19 protein-coding genes are annotated in these 17693 nt (G+C 59.0%); 8 read left to right on the top strand and 11 right to left on the bottom strand.

Annotated features, from left to right (window positions below):
* The first annotated feature begins 144 nt into the window (after positions 1–144).
* Positions 145–846 (top strand): nitroreductase, encoded by a 702-nt coding sequence (locus SB753_RS26220; protein ID WP_410802604.1) that lies wholly within the window; start codon positions 145–147, stop codon positions 844–846.
* Between the two features lie 493 nt (positions 847–1339).
* Positions 1340–2023, top strand: a complete 684-nt coding sequence (locus tag SB753_RS26215; protein ID WP_027778075.1) for an HD domain-containing protein — start codon at positions 1340–1342, stop codon at positions 2021–2023.
* A gap of 14 nt (positions 2024–2037) precedes the next feature.
* Here SB753_RS26215 and SB753_RS26210 read toward each other — a convergent pair whose 3' ends face one another.
* Genes SB753_RS26210 through SB753_RS26195 form a run of 4 tightly spaced genes read right to left on the bottom strand, consistent with a single transcriptional unit; the run spans position 2038 to position 5811 of the window.
* Positions 2038–2880: an amidohydrolase family protein gene (locus tag SB753_RS26210; RefSeq protein WP_410802602.1), complete on the bottom strand. Its 843-nt coding sequence runs from the start codon at positions 2878–2880 to the stop codon at positions 2038–2040.
* Positions 2877–3725, bottom strand: coding sequence for a sugar phosphate isomerase/epimerase family protein (locus SB753_RS26205; protein WP_204523178.1), 849 nt, complete (start codon positions 3723–3725; stop codon positions 2877–2879). Before SB753_RS26205 ends, SB753_RS26210 begins: the two co-directional genes overlap by 4 nt.
* Positions 3722–4462: an SDR family NAD(P)-dependent oxidoreductase gene (locus SB753_RS26200; protein WP_410802600.1), complete on the bottom strand. Its 741-nt coding sequence runs from the start codon at positions 4460–4462 to the stop codon at positions 3722–3724. Before SB753_RS26200 ends, SB753_RS26205 begins: the two co-directional genes overlap by 4 nt.
* 32 nt (positions 4463–4494) lie before the next feature.
* Positions 4495–5811, bottom strand: coding sequence for an MFS transporter (locus SB753_RS26195; protein ID WP_020068909.1), 1317 nt, complete (start codon positions 5809–5811; stop codon positions 4495–4497).
* Positions 5812–6027: 216 nt separating this feature from the next.
* On the opposite strand from SB753_RS26195, the gene SB753_RS26190 reads away from it, so the two are divergent.
* Complete coding sequence (locus SB753_RS26190) at positions 6028–6942, top strand: LysR family transcriptional regulator (RefSeq protein WP_087753108.1); 915 nt, start codon at positions 6028–6030, stop codon at positions 6940–6942.
* Between the two features lie 220 nt (positions 6943–7162).
* On the opposite strand, the gene SB753_RS26185 is transcribed toward SB753_RS26190, so the two are convergent.
* From SB753_RS26185 to SB753_RS26170, 4 genes are all read right to left on the bottom strand, one after another.
* Positions 7163–8026 (bottom strand): hypothetical protein, encoded by an 864-nt coding sequence (locus SB753_RS26185; protein WP_027804773.1) that lies wholly within the window; start codon positions 8024–8026, stop codon positions 7163–7165.
* Positions 8027–8606: 580 nt separating this feature from the next.
* The gene (locus SB753_RS26180; protein ID WP_020068912.1) at positions 8607–8831 is read right to left on the bottom strand and encodes a hypothetical protein; all 225 of its coding nucleotides are present in this window, start codon (positions 8829–8831) and stop codon (positions 8607–8609) included.
* 287 nt (positions 8832–9118) lie between these two features.
* The gene (locus SB753_RS26175) at positions 9119–9322 is read right to left on the bottom strand and encodes a cold-shock protein (protein ID WP_006047703.1); all 204 of its coding nucleotides are present in this window, start codon (positions 9320–9322) and stop codon (positions 9119–9121) included.
* A 307-nt stretch (positions 9323–9629) separates the two neighbouring features.
* A complete protein-coding gene (locus tag SB753_RS26170) occupies positions 9630–10265 on the bottom strand; it encodes a LysE family translocator (RefSeq protein ID WP_027804774.1) in 636 nt (211 codons plus the stop codon).
* 337 nt (positions 10266–10602) lie between these two features.
* Between SB753_RS26170 and SB753_RS26165 the strand changes: the two genes are divergently transcribed.
* Positions 10603–11796 carry a serine hydrolase gene (locus SB753_RS26165; RefSeq protein WP_410802596.1) on the top strand — a complete coding sequence of 398 codons (1194 nt, stop codon included), beginning with the start codon at positions 10603–10605 and terminating at the stop codon, positions 11794–11796.
* 145 nt (positions 11797–11941) lie between these two features.
* Here the strand turns inward: SB753_RS26165 and pcaG are convergent, their stop codons facing one another.
* Together pcaG and pcaH are read right to left on the bottom strand one after the other, a co-directional pair.
* The gene (gene pcaG, locus SB753_RS26160; RefSeq protein ID WP_131317944.1) at positions 11942–12529 is read right to left on the bottom strand and encodes a protocatechuate 3,4-dioxygenase subunit alpha; all 588 of its coding nucleotides are present in this window, start codon (positions 12527–12529) and stop codon (positions 11942–11944) included.
* A gap of 3 nt (positions 12530–12532) precedes the next feature.
* Positions 12533–13237, bottom strand: coding sequence for a protocatechuate 3,4-dioxygenase subunit beta (pcaH, locus tag SB753_RS26155; RefSeq protein WP_020068917.1), 705 nt, complete (start codon positions 13235–13237; stop codon positions 12533–12535).
* Between the two features lie 106 nt (positions 13238–13343).
* Between pcaH and pcaQ the strand changes: the two genes are divergently transcribed.
* Both pcaQ and SB753_RS26145 read left to right on the top strand, forming a co-directional pair.
* A complete protein-coding gene (gene pcaQ / locus SB753_RS26150; protein WP_410802594.1) occupies positions 13344–14342 on the top strand; it encodes a pca operon transcription factor PcaQ in 999 nt (332 codons plus the stop codon).
* Positions 14343–14577: 235 nt separating this feature from the next.
* Positions 14578–15711, top strand: coding sequence for a 4-hydroxyphenylpyruvate dioxygenase family protein (locus SB753_RS26145; protein ID WP_408173875.1), 1134 nt, complete (start codon positions 14578–14580; stop codon positions 15709–15711).
* 2 nt (positions 15712–15713) lie between these two features.
* On the opposite strand, the gene SB753_RS26140 is transcribed toward SB753_RS26145, so the two are convergent.
* Positions 15714–16358: a helix-turn-helix domain-containing protein gene (locus SB753_RS26140; RefSeq protein ID WP_020068920.1), complete on the bottom strand. Its 645-nt coding sequence runs from the start codon at positions 16356–16358 to the stop codon at positions 15714–15716.
* A gap of 435 nt (positions 16359–16793) precedes the next feature.
* Between SB753_RS26140 and SB753_RS26135 the strand changes: the two genes are divergently transcribed.
* On the top strand, positions 16794–17189 hold the full coding sequence (locus tag SB753_RS26135; RefSeq protein WP_408492611.1) for a hypothetical protein: 396 nt from the start codon (positions 16794–16796) through the stop codon (positions 17187–17189).
* A 142-nt stretch (positions 17190–17331) separates the two neighbouring features.
* Complete coding sequence (locus SB753_RS26130) at positions 17332–17565, top strand: hypothetical protein (protein WP_408130323.1); 234 nt, start codon at positions 17332–17334, stop codon at positions 17563–17565.
* Positions 17566–17693 lie beyond the last annotated feature (128 nt).

Genomic DNA, 17693 nt, shown 5'->3' with positions numbered 1-17693 from the left:
CAGTACTTCAACTCTTTCACGGTATCGCGATGCGTTCAGTTGCGATGCCTTTTACGATGCGGATTCGCATCCATCTATGCAGCCGCCACGCGCTTCGTTATCTGCAAGTGGTGTGGGCGGCACTCTATCAATTGGCATTGACCTATGAGAACCGACCGTAACACCAACCCTGACGCGTGTGTGGTTGACTCGGTGATTCGATCACGCCGGGCCGTCAGGGCTTTTAGACCCGATCCAATTGCGCGACACGTCATTGACCAGATTCTCGAAGTGGCAAGCTGCGCGCCCAGCAATTCGAACACCCAGCCCTGGCGGGTCGATGTTCTCGCGGGACCGGCAAAGTCTGCTTTGAGCGATGTTCTGAAGCAGGCGCACGAAGAGAATCGCCATCCTCCGCTCACGCACATGCCGGAGGTTTTGCCGGAAGCGATGAGAAGAAGGCAGGAAGCGTTTGGCGCGGCTTATTACGGTGTACTCGGTGTGCCCAAGCACGATGTGCAACAGCGTGCCCGTGTGACTGCGAGAAACTTCGATTTCTTTGGCGCGCCTGTGGGCCTGATCTTTTCAATCGATTCAGCACTCACAAAGTTCAGCTGGCTCGATTACGGCATCTTTATACAGACCGTCATGGTGGCAGCACAAGCGGTAGGTCTCGACACGTGTCCGCAGGTTTCGTTTGCGAGATTCCAGAACGTGATTGCGGAACACCTGGTGCTTCCTGCGAACTATGAAGTGGTGTGCGGAATGAGTATGGGATTGTCTGACTGCGACTCCCCGGTCAGCCGTCTGGAAACCGGACGCGAACCCGTTGAGAATTTCGCGCGGTTCCTGGGGTTCGATTCGTAGTGGCTGTTCGTCTCCTGTCGTCGCGCATCCGCCTCGGATGAGGCGGATGGCCCCTGCGTACGAGAGGCCGCAGGCGCGCAAATTGGTTCAGCGGGCCACATGGTCAAACTGGTCACAAGCGATCAATCGTCAACACCGAAATGCATGGCATGCAACTCACCATGAATTGAAAAGCAGCCTCGTGCAGCGAGACCACATGCTGGGCCCTGCTTGTAGGACTGCCACGCCCGCACACACCGGCCTTGGCAGAAAACACTGTTCTGTTGGCCGTGTTCCGGGCATCAATCGAATTGAAAGTCGGTCGTCGCAGTCCGATACTTGGCTTGTGGTTTTCCTTTGACGAAGTACTCGGCGACAGACATACCGGCTGGACCAACGCAGTGAAAGACTAGCAATCCGAACTCCGGGGCAGGCATGTCCCGATTCTCAACATAGCTTGCTGAGCCGCTCATAAGACGCGCGGTTCGATCAGGCAGATATTGGAGTAACGAACATGACGACGATCGCAGGAATCAAGATCCCCGATAGCAAATTGGCGCGTGCGGCCACCGAACTCGTTCGCGACACGGAGTCGGACCTGCTTTTCCATCACTCGACTCGCGTGTTTCTTTTCGGCGCTCTCACCGGCGAGCGCAAGCAATTGAAGTATGACCCCGAGCTTCTGTACATCGGCGCCATGTTCCACGATATGGGGCTTACCGAACAATTCAGGACGTCACAGAACCGCTTCGAGGTGGACAGCGCGAATGCAGCGCGTAGCTTCCTCGAGCAGCACGGTATTCCCGAAGGAGATGTCGACCTCGTGTGGGACGCGATTGCGTTGCATACCACGCCGGGTATCCCGCCATTCAAGAAGCCGGTGGTTCAACTGGTGACGGCAGGCGTCGAAATGGACGTGCTCGGCTTTGCATTTGACGAATTCACCGAGGAACAGCGCAAGGTGGTGGTTGCTGCTCACCCTCGCGGAGAGAACTTCAAGGAGCAGATCATCAACGCCTTTAACGATGGAATGAAGCACCGTCCGGACTCGACCTTTGGCACTGTCAACGACGACGTGCTTGCGCTGAAGGACGTGGGATTCCGTCGAAAGAACTTCTGCAGCATCATTCTTGGGAATGCGTGGAACGATTCGAATTACGCGTGCACTTGCAACGATCCGGCACATAAGCACGGTTGAGCACGCATGCATGACTAACGCGTAGCGCAAGCTTCAAAGCCAAAGTGCCGGCGAGGCGTGTCCCACAACACTCGTCGGCGTTCGTCGGCATCTGGAATCAGGCGCTCGACGAGCGTGAGCAGCGGAGCGTAATCAATCCGCACCGGCGAGCGCAGAAACGGCCAGTCGGAACCCCACACACAACGATCCGGCCCAAACGTGCTGAGAAGCTGCGTCGCGAAGGTCTGCGCGTCTTCATATGGGTATTCGAGCTGCGAAAATTTTTGCAACCCGGAGATTTTGACGACGATGCGATCCGTATCGGCCAGTCGGAGAAGCGTCTGGAAGCCCCGCTGCTTCATGCCGGCCGCAATGTCCGGCCGACCGCAGTGGTCGATCAGTATTCGCGTCTCCGTACATTCGATTAGCGGCTCCAGTGCGACCAACTGATCGCCCGTTACCTGAATCTGCGCGAACATATCGAGGTCGGCCAGGATATTGAAGAGCGCGTGGGCATCACGCATGGCATCGACGCCCAGCATCGCCGGATTAAAGGCCGCGCCAACCACGCCCGCGCGTTTCATCTCGATCATGTCTTCGCGGCTCGCATTGTGGTCCACCACGGCGATGCCTTTGAAACGGGTGCCATAACGCGCCAGCGCATCCAGCATGCAGCGATTGTCGGTGCCATAGCCACTGGTCGGTCCGACGAGCAACGCGTGTTGCACACCGCATGCGTCCATCACATGGGCAAACTGTGCAGCGGTGCCGATTTCCTGCATCGACGGCCTGTACGCGGTGTCGGCGCGATAGGGAAAGCGAGCGGGATCGAAAATATGGTTGTGACAGTCGATCTTTTTTTCGTCGAAGATAGTCATTGACGAGACGCTCCGCGAGATTCGCGCCGAAGGCGCGCGGCATCGAGCATGGTGCGTGTGCTTCGATACGCGAGTTTGAGGCGATCTCTCGCAGGCAGCGACGGCAACGGCATTTCCACACTAAAAGCGGTATCGGCAGGCAGCGCGTCCAGCAATTCGCTTAGCGGCAGCGCCCCTTCGCCTGGCGGCAAGCGGCCCGTGCGCGCTTCGAGAATCGTCGCGTCGACTCCTACCGGATCGTTCGGCGAGGCGTCGCACAGTTGCACCGCGCGCACCATGCCGGCGGGCAATGCGCGGACGTCGTCCGGATTGCCGCCCGAGCGCGTGAGATGCAATGCGTCGACGAGAACAGCGAGGTTTGCGCTCCCCACGTTCTCCACGATCGACCGCGCCTGCTGCAAGGTGGCGACGTGGCGCCAGCGCATGAATTCCAGATCGACACGCAAGCCATATCGCGCCGCGAGTTCGCAAAGAGCCGCCAGGTTGGCGGCGAGCCGCGACGCGTTGGGGTCGTCGCCCGAAACTGTCACGCACCGGGCACCCAGGTCGGCCGCCGCATCGAACATGGGCGCATACGATGCCACGTCGATATCGGGCAGCATTGGAATGAACTCGACGTCATGCACCGTCATACCTTCGTCGACAAGTACACGCCGCAGATCGAGATGCGCCGGGCTGCCCACAGGCGAGGCATAGGCAATCGCACCTGGTGAAGTCGGATGGAACCTGAGCCCAACTGCGTCGAACCCGGCGCGAGCGGCTTCGACCACCCATTCCATAGGCCCAAGTTCAAGTGCGGTGAGATGCGCGACTGCAAGCTTCGGTGCTGCAATGATGGCGTTCAATACGTGGCCCTCCCACCTGTCAGATCAAAGGTAAAGCCGCTCGTAAAGCTGCATTCGGGGCTGGCGATCCAGCTTACCATCGCACCGACCTCGTCAATCTGCAGGAAACGGCCCATTGGAATCTTGGCCTTGCTCGCCTCGATATGAGCGTTGGACATCTCGCTCAAAAGCTCGGTTTCGACCATTGCGGGCGCGACACAATTGATGAGCACATTGTCCTTTGCCAGTTCTTTAGCGGCCGCCTTGGTGAACGCTATGACACCTGCTTTCGCCGCCGAGTAGCCTGAGATGAACTGAACGCCTTCTTTGCCGGCAATCGATGCCACATTGACAATGCGGCCGCCGCCGCGCGCGCGCATGTGCGGAATCGCGACCCGGCAGCAATAGAACACGCTGTTCAAATCCACTGCTATCACGCGCTGCCAGGCGTCCACTGGATACTCCCAACACGGCGCTACCGGCCCATTGATCCCTGCGTTATTGACGAGGATATCCACCTGCCCAAGCGTACCGAGCGTGGCCGCGAAAGCCTGTTCGACTGAACTGATGGAGGCGACGTCCACCTGTTGAATGTGATCAGGCTCAAACTGTAGCCGTTGCGCGCCGCAGTCGCTCACATCGAGGTCCCACACCGCCACGCGCGCGCCGTCCGCTTTCAGTTTTTGCGCGATGCCGAGCCCGATGCCGCGCGCGGCGCCTGTGACGATGGCGACTTTCCCGTTGAGAGAGCGAGTCATATGGGGTTCTTTCCTTTGCTGAAAAATGTTGTTCACAACTCGATGCGTTTGATATCGCCAACCACGAAGATGTACGAAAGCGCCCCGGCTAGCGTGACGGCTGAGATGAAGCCCAACGCATAAACGAACGAACCTGTTGCGTTGACAATCAGTCCGATTACGAGCGGCGTGACGATGCCCGCCGCATTCGCGAAGAGATTGAAAATGCCGCCGCTCAAACCAAGCAATCCCTTTGGCGCAATGTCGGAAACGATCATCCAGGCGAGTGCGGACATGCCCTGTGCAAAGTAGGCGACGCAAAGAATCGCAATAACCGTTGCCGTCGATTCCACGTAGTTCGCGAGGACTATGCTCGACGCGGCGAGCAGACCGGCGATAACGGGCAGTTTGCGCGACCAGTTGAGGGAAATACCCCGCCGCAACATGGAGTCGGAGATCCAGCCGCCTGCAAGTGTGCCCACCGATGCGGCGATGAACGGAAGCACGGCAATCAGCCCGACCTTCAACCACGGCATATGGCGCTCTGTCACGAGGTAAGTCGGGAACCATGTGAGAAAGAACACGTTGGTCGAATTGCAAGCGAACTGGCCCACACAAATGCCGAGCATGCTTCGCCGTTTCAGGAGTGCACCAATGTCGGCCCAGCGGAAATGAGTAGCTTTCTGGCTGCCGTCTACGACGCCGCCTCCGTTCGCGATGTAGTCCAGCTCGGCCCGATTTGCGCTTTTCGATTGATGCGGCTCGTGAAAACGCATCAGCCAGATGCCGCCGAACAGCACTCCGACCGTTCCGACAATGCCGAAGAGCGCACGCCATCCATATTGCTGTTCGAGCCAGAACAGCAAGGGACTCAGGAAGGCCAGCCCGACGTATTCCGCGAATGTATAAATGCCGGTTGCGCGGGCCCGCTCGCTTTGCGGGAACCAGATAGCGACTACCCGGCTGTTAGTCGGAAAGCACGGCGCTTCAGCAACGCCGATCAGTAGACGCATGATCAGCAGCGATATGAAGCCGGTCGCCAAACCCTGCAATCCCGTGAAGAGAGACCAGAGCGTGAGCGCGAAGAAATAGGTCCACCGTGTGCCGACGCGGTCCAGCATCACGCCGCCGGGAATCTGTGATGCCGTGTATGTCCAGGAGAACGCCGAAAAGATCACGCCCATTAGCGCCGGATTAAGGCCGAGTTCGTGACTCATGCTCGGCGCGGCAATTCCGGCGACGCTACGGTCCAGATAGTTGATCATTGTGCCGATCGCGAGCAGCGCAAGTATCTGGAAGCGGGCTCGGGTTCTCCGCGTCGCGGTGGCAACGTTGATCGTCGCGTCTGCGGACTGGGTTGCGTGATTCATCGTGTCTCCATCCTGTTCTCTTTGGTGCGTTCTTCGCGGCGCCCGTTTCCGCTGCGTGCGGCTTGCAGACTGCGGGCGTTATGCGTGTCGCGCAATGCGGGGAGTCAGGCTCCCGTTGAACAGATACTAGGGATTTACCGCAGGCCTGTCGTATGCCGAGTTTCAGCTACCCTATAACTTTTTGTTAATAGGCCGGCTACGCGGCACGGAGAACGCATGCGGTTCAAGCTCAGGCAGATGGAGGTATTTCGTGCGGTCATGCTGACGGGGTCCATCAACGCCGCAGCAAAAATGCTCTACGTGTCGCAGCCTGCTGTGAGTAAGCTCATCTCTCACACGGAGACGAACCTCGGCCTGCGGCTTTTCGAGCGGGCGAAAGGCCGGCTGATACCCACTGCGGAGGCGCAGGCGCTATTCAGGGAAGTCGAGCAGGTCTACCAAGCGGCACTCTCAGTCGACGAATTCGCGCGGGCGCTGTCGCTCGGGCCCGCTAGTTTGTTGCGGGTGTCCTGCAGCCCGTCGTTGGCGACGTCGATCGTTGCACCCGCGATCGTCGAATTGAAACGGCAATTGCCAGGCTTGAGCGTGGACTGGCATACCACGCTTATGGCGGACATGCCGCTCGAGGTGCTGAGTAAGGCCGTGGATGTGGCGGTGACATCGATGCCGATCGAACATGAACACCTCGACGTCGTGCCGTTCATGCGTGGCAGGATGGTCTGCGTCGTGCCGCCTCGTCATCGTCTGGCCGAAGCGGAGCCCATTGCGCTCGCCGATCTCGTTGGTGAGCCGATGATTCTTTTCAGGCGCGATATTCCGTTCGGCACGATGATCGCGCGCGCATGCCAGCAAGCCAATGTAGAACTGCAATCCGTCGTAGATGTGACGCGCGCAGACCAGGCGCTGGCGCTGGTGAAGGGCGGTCTCGGATTAGCCATTGTCGACGAGTTCGCCGCAGACGATCACGGCCTCGTCATACGTCCGTTGATCGAGGAGCTGGAGCTCGTTGCAACCTTTGTCTATTCGAAGTTCTCCCCTCCGTCACGCAACACGACGCTGCTAATGCACGCGGTTTATAAGCAGGCGCAACGCCTTAGCCGCCATATTGCCGGTGTGCCGCTGCCGGCGTAGTCAAATGTTCGGCTTTGGCTTGGGAGATCTGGCATTCGCTGGGGTGCGCTCACACGCACGATTGACGAAACGGTAGTTCAGATAGAGCTCCGGTCTTTCGGCAACGGCACTAGAAAGAGACGCGGAGAACTGAAGTCCGCGCGAAGCGAACCTCAGTTCTTTTGAAACGAGCCAATCAGCAGCCGGACAACTTGCCGGGCTGCTGCGGCCCATAAACGGCTTACTGCTTCGTCACCTGGCCGTAGGCAATCACCGAGTTATCGGCTGCCTTGATCAGATAGACGATCGAACGTTGATACAGCGTCGTGCTGCCGGTAACGGGCAGGAACGTGATAGCGGCGTTACCGGAGTAAGTCGTTCCGGAAGCCAGCAAGCAGGTACTCGTGGTGCCGCTCACCGTCATCGTGTAGAGGTTCTTGTTCGAACCCGGCGTCGTCAATGTCAGCGTCCCAGTGACGGCGCAGCCGGAGAGGTTGCCGGTGAAGCCGCCGGCGGCGTCAATGGTCAGCGTCGTCCCACTTTGCGCCCACGTTCCCGTTACGCTCGATTGCGTGACGGCAAGCGCGTTCGCCGGATCGTAGTTCAATGCCAGGTTCACCGTTTGGCCGTTGGCGACATAGCTGCCGTTCAAGGTTTGCTTCGCGCTGTACGTTCCGCTTCCCGACGAGGCCGTATAGCGGAAGCCACCTGTGCTCTCGAAACCGCTCGTCAATGTCCAGTTCGGCTCCGCGGGTGCCGCGATGCCGAAGAAGGTCGATGTGACGACCGTGAAGATGCCGCTCAGGTAGGAGATGTTGTTCGCCGGGTCCACCATGGCGGTCGTCCGCGAGGACGAGGAAGTCGTCCAGATGCCCTCGAAGCCATTGCCCGTGGCGGCAGTCGAGCCGGCCTGCGGGGACGTCAGGCTGGGCAGCGACTCGCCCGCCACGACGGGCGCCGACGAGGGCGCCGGTGCGCTGGCACTCGTGGCCGGCGCAGCGGTTTGAGCAGGCGGCGAACTGTCGCCTCCGCCACCGCCGCACGCAGCGAGCGTAAATGAACCGAACGCGGCAATGACTAAAGGTAGTTTTTCTTTCATTTTCATTATGATATTTAGCGTGCGGACCGTAGTTTCCGCAAAATGATTGTTGAACTCTCGATATGCCCGCGCAGAATCGCGCACCGATTTAAACGGCAGCAAAAGGGAAATCTTTAGTATTTTTTGAAGAAGCGTCTTTCAACTTCGAATGCGTTATTCGCCGTAGGTCGGTATGTGCGCGCTTTGAATGCAATGCGCATAAAACGAACGCCAAACGTCTCGCTGTTCGGAAGAGAAGCGACTCGTGCCGCGCGCCAATTGAGTTTGTTTTCCGACGGAGATGAATGCCTCGACTTCAGGCATTCATTCGTCATTCATTGGGGACGCAATAGTCCGCGCAAGCTTCGCAAAGCTATTGGGCGCCGGGACGCATATCGCTAATGCGATGTTCCCGGAGCCGCCAGTTTTTTGACGTCGGAGTGCCGGTGCAGGCGGGGTAGCGATCTGATCGACCGCTTGAAGGAAGGGTTGCTTGCGCTGAAACGAATATTAGATGCAGTCGTCATGCTAACGGCTAAAGAGTTCATCTGAACTCTGTTTGCGAGACGCAGGCATTCGCGGCCAGTGTCGCCGCGCTAAATGTGCGTCAACCGCGTGTATCGACCCACTCGTGCGCCCAACGCGCGGAGTGCTGCAATGCCTGCTCTTCGTCGGTGAAGTAGTCGAGCGAATAGAACTGGTAAAGCCCTTCAGCGCGTGCGCTGTCGGCGCGCTCGAGCAAAAGGTTGGACGAGAATGTACCGTCGGGCAAGCGATGCGCCGATGGTTTGATGGCATAGCCGTTGTAAAGGTGAATTTGTTGGTTTTGCATTTTATATTTTAATAATGTGCGAGTGCGCCTGCCGTGCGAACTTCTATTGAGTCGCGCGGACGAGTCGATTCAAAGCCATTGCGAGCCGAATCAGAACGCAGTCGGGAAGCTAAAGAGGGCGTTCAAGCCGAGGGGAGAATGAGGAGCAACGAGGCGATTGGCGCTTGAGCGAGCTGCCTGATACATGCAACTCAAAGCGATTCGCGCCAACTGTGGGAGACAAAGCTCCGCGAGGATGTTGCTGCAGCCTGATGTCCGTTGCCGGACACCGAGCCCTTCAAACTAGCTTACAGCGGCGTGATGTTGGCCGCTTGCAGACCCTTCGGGCCTTGCTTCGTTTCGAAGCTCACCTTCTGATTTTCAGCGAGCGTCTTGAAGCCGTTGCCGCTGATTTCGGAGAAGTGCGCGAACAGGTCGTCGCCGCCCTTGTCCGGGGTGATGAAGCCAAAGCCTTTGCTGTCGTTGAACCACTTAACGGTACCGGTATCCATGAAGAATCCTTGAGGAAATAAAATTGAAAATGTGCTCTGTGAAGGAGCGTTAGAAGCGTCAAGGAGGGAGAGGACAACGAATACCGCTGAGAGAGCGAGACATTGATGAACAGCAATCGAACTTCTTGAACTTCGGGTGCCACAGTAACCGCTCCGGCACAGCAGCGTCAACAGTTAACTTGTAACTGTTCTGTTGGGCGGCTCCATTAAGCGCGGCGAAGGCGCCGCAATGCGGCCCCGCTAGCGGCTTGCCCTTGTCTTCATCCTGTCGCCGCGACCATCGGTACGCGGCTGACGCGAGGATAATTTAGATGCCGACCTTGTGCGCGGTCACAATCAGACGCAAGCCAAGCGCGGCCACTGCGCTTGCGGCGACACGATCGATCCACGCCTTCCATTGCAGATAGATCTCGCGCGGACGCCTGCTCGAAAAGCACAGCGCGACGACTGTGTACCAGCCTGCTTCGATGGCGAAGATCGCGGGCGGTAATGCGAAGTAACACCATAGCGGCGGATGTTGCGGCAACAGCGCCGCGAAGATACTGCCGTAATAGACCGCCGTCTTCGGATTGCTCAGTTGGGTACTAAGGCCGATCCAGAACGATTTGCGCGGATTCGTGGTAACGGTTTGCGTGGCGTCGAACGCGAGCGGTTTGGCGGCGCCGCGCCAGATCTTCGAGGCCAGATAGATCAGATAAAGCCCGCCGGCTACTTTGAGCCCGATGTAAAGCCATTCGACGGTAGCGAGCAACGTATATAAGCCGAGCAGTGCAATGCCGCTAAAGAAGACTCCGCCAATGCCCATGCCGAGCGCCGTTGCAAGACCGTCGCCGCGAGACAGACCGATCGCATTGCGCGCGACGATGACAAAGCTCGGTCCCGGACTCATTGCGCCTAATAACAGCGCGGCGAGAATGGTGAGAATAGCGGTCGATGCTGGCATGGCAGTGTCTCCGTCGGTTGCATATGAATAGCGCGTGTTGTCCAAACATAGCATGAGAGCGCGGCTCTCATCTAACAAGCAGTACAAGCAGTGTAAAGACATACGCATTCGCTGCAAGCAACATTATGCGAATGCTAGAATCGGCTTCGATATGTTGAAGCTGCCTTAGAACACTGAGGCAGGCGGACGCAATTCCTGCTATCGCGACGAATTCCGCTTCATACAGGCGCCTTTGATCGCGCAAGCGATCTTCCATGATATCTACGAGTCGTTGTTGACTGTGCGCCAATTCCGTTCTCCGAATAACCGGCGCACGCGGCACAGAACCTGAAGTTGCATGCCATACCGCCCACAAACTCCTACATTTGCTTTTGGTTCTTCTGCCTGGCTCCGCTATATCGCGATATTTGGCCTCTTGTGGCTGAGCATCGGCTGGACATTCGGCGCGACTCACGAGTCTCCACGGCACTCTTCACTTGGCTATGCGCGTAACGTGAAAAAAGTCACGACTGGCGAGACGCGGCGGCGCGTCACACGCAGGCGCAAGCATGTCACCGACGACGAGCGTTCACAGCACGCGAGCAAGCTCACGCCCAAGTCGCGCCGTCAGGCATCGCGCACCGCACGCGAGCCGCGCGCTTCCAGACACCCTGCCAGACTGGCGGCTCATCGCAACCGGCGGCCTGCGTCGGCCGCACGCGTAATCGCTAATGCAACGCTTTCGGCTCGCACGAAGCATGCGGGCCTTCGTCTTTTGCCTCGCTGCGGATATACGCCCAGGTCGCGCGCGTTGCTACGGTCGCGTTCAGTCTTCGTTGTCGATGAAAGAACGCACACGGTGCTCGCAGAAAAGCAGGCCGATCGCGTCATGCCAATTGCTTCGATATCCAAACTAATGACAGCCGTCGTGTCGCTCGATGCAAGGCGCTCACTGAATGAGCCGCTCAACGTTACTGTTCAGGATCAGGACTTCGACAAGTTCACCGGATCACGGCTTGGCGTTGGTTCGGTGCTGCCGCGCGATGACATGCTGCATATCGCGCTGATGTCGTCGGAGAATCGCGCTGCCGCGGCGTTGAGCCGCGATTACGCCGCTGGCCGGCCGAGCTTTGTCGCCGCGATGAATGCGAAGGCGCGCGCACTCGGCATGCAGCACACGCGGTTCGTAAATGGCACGGGGCTGTCACCGCAAAACGTATCGACGGCGCGAGATCTTGCTCGCCTCGTGGCTGCCGCGAGCCGCTATCCGTTGATCCGCGCTTATTCGACCGACCGGGATGAATTAGTGTTTCCCGGCGGACCGCGCACGCGTTTGAGTTATCACAACTCGAATGCGCTCGTGCGGGGCGGCGACCGGTCGATCGTATTGCAGAAAACAGGGTTCATTAACGAAGCGGGGCACTGCGTCGTCGTGCGAATGATCGTGCATGGCAGGCCGATCGACATTGTCGTGCTGGGTGCGCCAGGCCCGCGCGATCATATCGCGGACGTGATCATGATTCGCCGCTGGCTTCGTTGCTCATTGCACTGACTAATGACTCATGCCCGCGCTTTTCTGCAGGCGAAAAAAAAGCCCGCGCAAGGCGGGCTCAACTACTCGGAGTTTCGCGATCCAGTCGCTAGACGGATCACTTTCAGTCTAGGTGAAAGCTTTACGAAAGTGTAGGGGAATCGCGTTATAGGTCGAAAAAAACCGTTTCCTTGTCGCCTTGCATGTAGATGTCGAAGCGATACACATTGGCGGTGTTCGGCTCGCGGCGCGCGATCAGGGTTTCACGCCGGTCGGCCGGAACTGCCGTCAGCACGGGGTCGCGCTCGTTGGCTTGCGCTTCGTCCTCGAAATAAATGCGCGTGAACGTGTGAAGCAGCATGCCGCGCATCGTCACGATGACGTTTAAATGGGGCGCCTCGTCGGGGCTCACGCGGCCCGGTTTGACCGTCTCGACGACAAAGCGCTTTTGCGGGTCCGTGCCCGTGCCGACGCGTGCAAAGCCGCGAAAGCCGGTCTTGAGAATTTCCTCGCGCGATTCGGGGTAGTGGCCGTCGGCATCGACCTGTGACACTTCCAGCATGGCGTCGCCGATCACTTTGCCGTCACCGTCGAACACCTGTCCCACGATCGTAATGTGCTCGCCCGCCGCTTCGCGGTCGGCCACCACTGGCGTGAACAGGCTCTTGAAGTCGAAATCGTACTGCTGCGGGCACAGGCCGTACGCGAAATACGGTCCGACCGTCTGCGAGGGCGTTTGCTTGAGAGTGGTCATGGCTTAGCGCTCCATCGGAGTTTCGTTACGGCCGCGCAGCACGATGTCGAAGTCGTAGCCGAGCGCGTAGGCCTCTTGCGTGGTATCGAGCGAAAATTTCGCAATCAGTCGATCACGAGCCTGCTCAGGCGTGCCCTGGAAAATCGGATCGAACGCCAGCAGCGGGTCACCGGGAAAATACATCTGCGTTACGAGGCGCGAACCGAAATGCTCGCCGAACAGCGAGAAGTGAATGTGATTCGGACGCCACGCGTTCGGATGATTGCCCCATGGATATGCTCCCGGCTTGATCGTCAGAAAGCGATAGCGGCCTTCGTTGTCCGTGATGCAGCGGCCTGCGCCCAGGAAGTTCGGATCGAGCGGCGCGTCGTGCTGATCCATTTTATGCACGTAGCGGCCAGCCGCATTCGCCTGCCAGATTTCCACGAGCGTGTTGCGCACCGGGCGTCCGCCCTCGTCCAGCACACGCCCCGTCACGATGATGCGTTCGCCAAGCGGTTCGCCGTTACGGACCGCGTTGCGCGTGAGATCGCTGTCGAGCGCGCCGAGGTCTTCGGTGCCGTAGACGGGCACGCGCTGATCGCGCAGCTTTTCCTTCAGCGGAATCAGCGGACGTGTCGGGCCGCGTTTAACCGAGGAACCGTAGCCGGGATAGATGTATTCGGGATGCGACGCGAAATCGCGCGCGCTGAGAAAGGAATCGTCCATCAGTGTCTCCTTCGGGATTTGTGGGATAGGGCTTATCAACGGACTTTATCCAAACTGGACGGTTATGAAAAATGACGTTTTGGCGCTTTTCGTATAACCTTCCGTTATGCAACGCAGTCTCGCGGACAGCCGCGTCAAATTCCGTCATCTACAGTGCTTTCTGGCCGTAGCCCAGTTCGGCAGCGTCCAGCGGGCCGCTGACAGCCTTTCTATTACGCAGCCGGCCGTCTCCAAGACAGTCGCGGAACTCGAAACCATTCTGGGCGTAAAACTCTTTGAGCGTGGCCGTCACGGGGCAGTGCCCACGCGGGAGGGGCAACTCTTCATGCCCCATGCAAGCGCGTGCGTCAGTGCGTTGCGGCAGGGCGTCGATCTGCTCGCGCGCGCGGAAGGCGCGGCCGCGGCCACGCTTGAAGTCGGGATTCTGCCGACCGTCGCGGCGGCGCTGATACCGCCCGTGCTCAAGCGTTTCGCGTCTCTGTGGCCGCGCGTGATCGTGCGCCTTGCAACCGGCGCAAATCCCGAATTGCTCGAGCGCCTGAAAGCGGGCACGATCGAATTAGCCATCGGGCGACTAGCCGATCCCGAACGAATGGTGGGGCTGAGCTTCGAGCAGTTGTTCACCGAACCGCTGATTGCAGTCGTGCGCGCGGGGCATCCGCTCGATGCAGCGCCCGGTTTACCCTCGGCCGCATTACAGGATTTCACAGTCGTGTTGCCGCCGTTCGGAACGCTGATCCGGCAGTCGGCGGAAAGTCTGTTGAGCGCGTGGGGTGTGCCGCCGCTGTCGGCGTTCGTGGAAGTGCTGTCGGTCTCGACCGGCCGTGCGCTGACGCTCGAGAACGACGCCGTGTGGTTTGTGCCGCTCAGCGCGGTGGAGTACGAACTGGCGCACGGCATGCTTGTGCGTCTGCCGTTACCGTTCGCGGGCACCGGCGAGCCGGTTGGCTTGATCCGGCGCTCGGACACGCAGCCGTCAGCAGTCGGAAGGGCTTTTATCGACGCTGTGCGAGAAGTTGCTCAGTTGCGAATGGCCGCGAGCGCGAGCAGGCCCGCGGGCAACGCTGCACGCAAGCGTGCGCGCCGCACAACGCCGACAACTTGATGCGCAAAGCGCAGCGAACGGTGCTGCGCAATGAGCTGCGCGCGCGGACCGGCTGCGGCTCTGTGAACCAGTCAGTACAAAATGAAGTTGCGAACGTCACGCTAGCCGGTGTACAAACACGTTGCAAAAGCCGTCGCCGACCGCGTGATGCAGCGCCGCGCTGCGAGTCGAGACGGGTTGCAAAGACATCGGAAACACTGGAAACAGCGTCGTAAGACAGTACAAGGAGATTGCCATGCCTAGCGACTTGCCCACTCCAGACGCCGCGCTTCGCGCCGTGTCGGCGCCTGAGCACAATCCGCTCGGCACGGCCGGGCTGGAATTCGTGGAGTTTGCCTCGCGCGATCCGCAGGCGCTGGGCGAGACTTTCACCAAGCTCGGCTTCAAGGCAATCGCACGCCACATCAGCAAGGACGTCACCCTGTTCCGGCAGGGCGAAATGAATTTTCTGATCAACGCGGAGCCCGATTCGTTTGCTGCGCGCTATGCCGAAGAGTACGGCGCGGGCATTTGCGCGATCGGCATTCGCGTGGCCGACGCGCAACGCGCTTTCGACCGCGCAATCGAACTCGGCGCGTGGGCTTTCGAAGGCGAGAGGATCGGCGCCGGCGAGTTGCTGATCCCGGCGATTCAAGGCATTGGCGATTCGCATATCTACTTTGTCGACCGTTGGCGTGGACGAGGCGGGCAACGCGGCGGCCTTGGCGATATTTCGATCTTCGACATCGATTTCCGTCCGATCCATATCGACACTGCGCACGCCGACCTCAGCCATGCAGGCACGGGTCTCGTCGCCGTGGACCATCTGACGCAAACGGTCGGCGAGGGTCGCATGCAGGAATGGCTCGACTTTTACCGCGACCTGCTCAACTTCCGCGAGATTCATGAGCTGCACGCGAACTGGCATGTGTCGGCCGAATCGCGCGTGATGGTGTCGCCGTGCGGTGCGATCCGCATCCCGCTGTACGAAGAGGGCACGCGCCGGACCGACCTGATGCACGAGTACTTGCCGGATCATCCGGGCGAGGGCGTGCAACACCTGGCGCTTGCGACAGACGATATTTTCGCGTGCGTCGAGCAGTTGCTTGCAAACGGCGTGGAATTCGTCGAGCCGCCTCCGCGCTATTACGAGCAGCTGGACGCGCGCTTGCCCGGACACGGCCTCGACGTCGAGCGGCTAAAGCGCACGCACGTTCTGGTGGATGGCGAGATCGGCACGGACGGTGTGCCGCTGCTGTTTTTTCAGACCTTTGTGCGTCGCGGTGCCGGCGAGATTTTCTTCGAGATCGTGCAACGCCAGGGACATCATGGATTCGGTGAAGGTAACCTCAGCGCGCTCGCGCGGGCGCGCGAGCAGGCCGGCGCCTGAAGTCAGATTTCGCGCTGCTTTTTCGGCGATTCGTTGACGGCCGGTGCTTGCGGAATGTCGGCGCTGGTCGCCATCCATAATACTTCGGCATCCTCTTCACTTGTCGAGACCGCGGCGTGGCCGGTGCGGCTGTCGAAGTACAGGCTGTCGCCGGCGTTCAGATGTGTCGGGGCGTACAACTCGGAGTGAAGGCACACGCTGCCGCTGATCACGTACAAAAACTCCTCGCCTTCATGACGGCCCCAGTCGTCGAACGCGTCCAGCGTGTGCGCCGAGATGCGGATTCGGAACGGCAGCATTGCTTTGTGCGCGAGGTCGGTCGCAAGCAACTCCATCTGATAGCCGCGATACGCGTGACGTTGCCCTTCGCCCTTGCGCGTCAGCGCGCGACGTCCGCTTGCGCTCACTTTGGGCATCGAGCCGAACAACTCGCCGATTTCGATCTTCAACCCGAGGACGATCTTTTGCAGGACGTCGAAAGTGGGGGACATGAGGCCGTTTTCCACTTTGGATAAAGTCGAGCGGGAAACGCCGCAAAGGCGGCTCGCCGTTTCGAGCGTCAAATCCTGCGACTGGCGGGCAGCGCGGACGCGACGGCCAAGATCGGTCGTCGAGGGTTCAGCGGGCTTGGTGATCTGGGTGTCCATGAGGTCTGCTGCTTTCGTTGCTATCTGAGCGGTAGTTTGCTGTTTCCGATAATAACATTTGGCGCGGATCGTGAAGTTACCGTCTCGGCTGCCGATTCGGCTGCCGGTGCAATTGCAGATGATGGTTGGACTTTCTGATTGGAAACAGGGAGTATGCGTGCATTCAGCGTTTAATAGGCTCCGCGCTTCGGCATTTCGGCCGCTGTCGTTGCCAAAAGGCTGTTTAAAACCTTTCGATGACATAAAACTGACTCAACGCAATTTGATATGCCCGTCGTCATGTGCATTAACTTAGGTTAAAAAACGCGTGCGTGGATTGATTTATTGCTGCAATGTATTACGATGCTCAAACTAAAAATAGCATCAAGAAGATAAACCTTCATGTCGCAGAATCGGAAGAAACGCCAATCGGGGAATAAGGCACGCAGAAGGCCCTTGGGAAAAGCGCAGCTATTACCGCATGCGGCCGCGTACGTGCGTGAACAGTCGCTCTGCTGGCATCTGGCGTTGGCCGCTTTCAAAACCGGAAACGGTAATGGGGATTTGCTTGCCAAAATCGTCAAGGCGCTTTATCTCGCCTGGTACCTTCAGGAGGCAGGTTTTGGTGCTGTGGAGCGCGAGGTTTATCTCGATGCTGAACGTATTCTCGATGTCGCAGCTTCGTGCGCAAGTCAGGGTGTTTGGGTTATCGAAAGCGCGGATTGTCCGCCTATTATCCAGATTCTCGATCTACATGAACGGCAATTGCTTTGTGCGCCTGTGTTCGCTGTCGCCGAGGCGGAATCATGCGTAGTGCGTTTTGGCAAAAGCGAGAAAAGGGCGCCGTGGTGATGCAGTCCTGTAAATTGGTTGGTTCATCGCGACAATCCATCTGCTCGAAGCGCTCCTAACTGCCCGAAGCGGCAGAGGACCAGCCGTAGCCAGGCGCGCTGCTTGCTCATACAGTGCAGACCCAAATGCGTGGAGCGCGAAAATGGCGAACAACGATTCAAACGAAATGGACGACCAGGGCAACGCTTCGAAGGCTACCGGAGCTTCAGGAGGCGGCTCGTTCGGCAATCAGCGCGGCGCACCAGTCACTGGTGGCGCGCCGGAGAACGGACAGAGAGCCGAAGGCGAGGTGCATCCTGCGCCAGATACCAATCCGCGAGGCAATCGCGCCCACGAAGCAACCAAGGGGCAGGACAACGGGCAAGACAAGGCATAAGCCAAAGCACACGCAGAGCGTTGACGGCGATATGCATATCAACACGGTCGGCGGCGTTGCCGCGCAGCAGGGCAACTCCCGGATAGGCGACAGCGCCCGGCCGTACGGTTAGACGTCGAGCTGTAGCA

It is taken from the genome of Paraburkholderia sp. SIMBA_053, assembly GCF_046534895.1.
Taxonomy (GTDB): domain Bacteria; phylum Pseudomonadota; class Gammaproteobacteria; order Burkholderiales; family Burkholderiaceae; genus Paraburkholderia; species Paraburkholderia caledonica.
Note: the sequence above shows the minus strand (reverse complement) of the source record. Positions and strands in the feature narration are given on the sequence as shown.

Bases quoted from the DNA above. Each gene is read 5' to 3' on its own strand.
- SB753_RS26165 (WP_410802596.1), top strand. From the start codon at position 10,603: ATGCCATACCGCCCACAAACTCCTACATTTGCTTTTGGTTCTTCTGCC.
- SB753_RS26220 (WP_410802604.1), top strand. From the start codon at position 145: ATGAGAACCGACCGTAACACCAACCCTGACGCGTGTGTGGTTGACTCG.
- SB753_RS26175 (WP_006047703.1), bottom strand. From the start codon at position 9,322: ATGGATACCGGTACCGTTAAGTGGTTCAACGACAGCAAAGGCTTTGGC.
- pcaQ (WP_410802594.1), top strand. From the start codon at position 13,344: ATGCAACGCAGTCTCGCGGACAGCCGCGTCAAATTCCGTCATCTACAG.
- SB753_RS26180 (WP_020068912.1), bottom strand. From the start codon at position 8,831: ATGCAAAACCAACAAATTCACCTTTACAACGGCTATGCCATCAAACCA.
- SB753_RS26210 (WP_410802602.1), bottom strand. From the start codon at position 2,880: ATGACTATCTTCGACGAAAAAAAGATCGACTGTCACAACCATATTTTC.
- SB753_RS26170 (WP_027804774.1), bottom strand. From the start codon at position 10,265: ATGCCAGCATCGACCGCTATTCTCACCATTCTCGCCGCGCTGTTATTA.
- SB753_RS26215 (WP_027778075.1), top strand. From the start codon at position 1,340: ATGACGACGATCGCAGGAATCAAGATCCCCGATAGCAAATTGGCGCGT.
- SB753_RS26140 (WP_020068920.1), bottom strand. From the start codon at position 16,358: ATGGACACCCAGATCACCAAGCCCGCTGAACCCTCGACGACCGATCTT.
- pcaH (WP_020068917.1), bottom strand. From the start codon at position 13,237: ATGGACGATTCCTTTCTCAGCGCGCGCGATTTCGCGTCGCATCCCGAA.
- SB753_RS26185 (WP_027804773.1), bottom strand. From the start codon at position 8,026: ATGAAAATGAAAGAAAAACTACCTTTAGTCATTGCCGCGTTCGGTTCA.
- SB753_RS26195 (WP_020068909.1), bottom strand. From the start codon at position 5,811: ATGAATCACGCAACCCAGTCCGCAGACGCGACGATCAACGTTGCCACC.
- SB753_RS26190 (WP_087753108.1), top strand. From the start codon at position 6,028: ATGCGGTTCAAGCTCAGGCAGATGGAGGTATTTCGTGCGGTCATGCTG.
- SB753_RS26130 (WP_408130323.1), top strand. From the start codon at position 17,332: ATGGCGAACAACGATTCAAACGAAATGGACGACCAGGGCAACGCTTCG.
- SB753_RS26145 (WP_408173875.1), top strand. From the start codon at position 14,578: ATGCCTAGCGACTTGCCCACTCCAGACGCCGCGCTTCGCGCCGTGTCG.
- pcaG (WP_131317944.1), bottom strand. From the start codon at position 12,529: ATGACCACTCTCAAGCAAACGCCCTCGCAGACGGTCGGACCGTATTTC.
- SB753_RS26200 (WP_410802600.1), bottom strand. From the start codon at position 4,462: ATGACTCGCTCTCTCAACGGGAAAGTCGCCATCGTCACAGGCGCCGCG.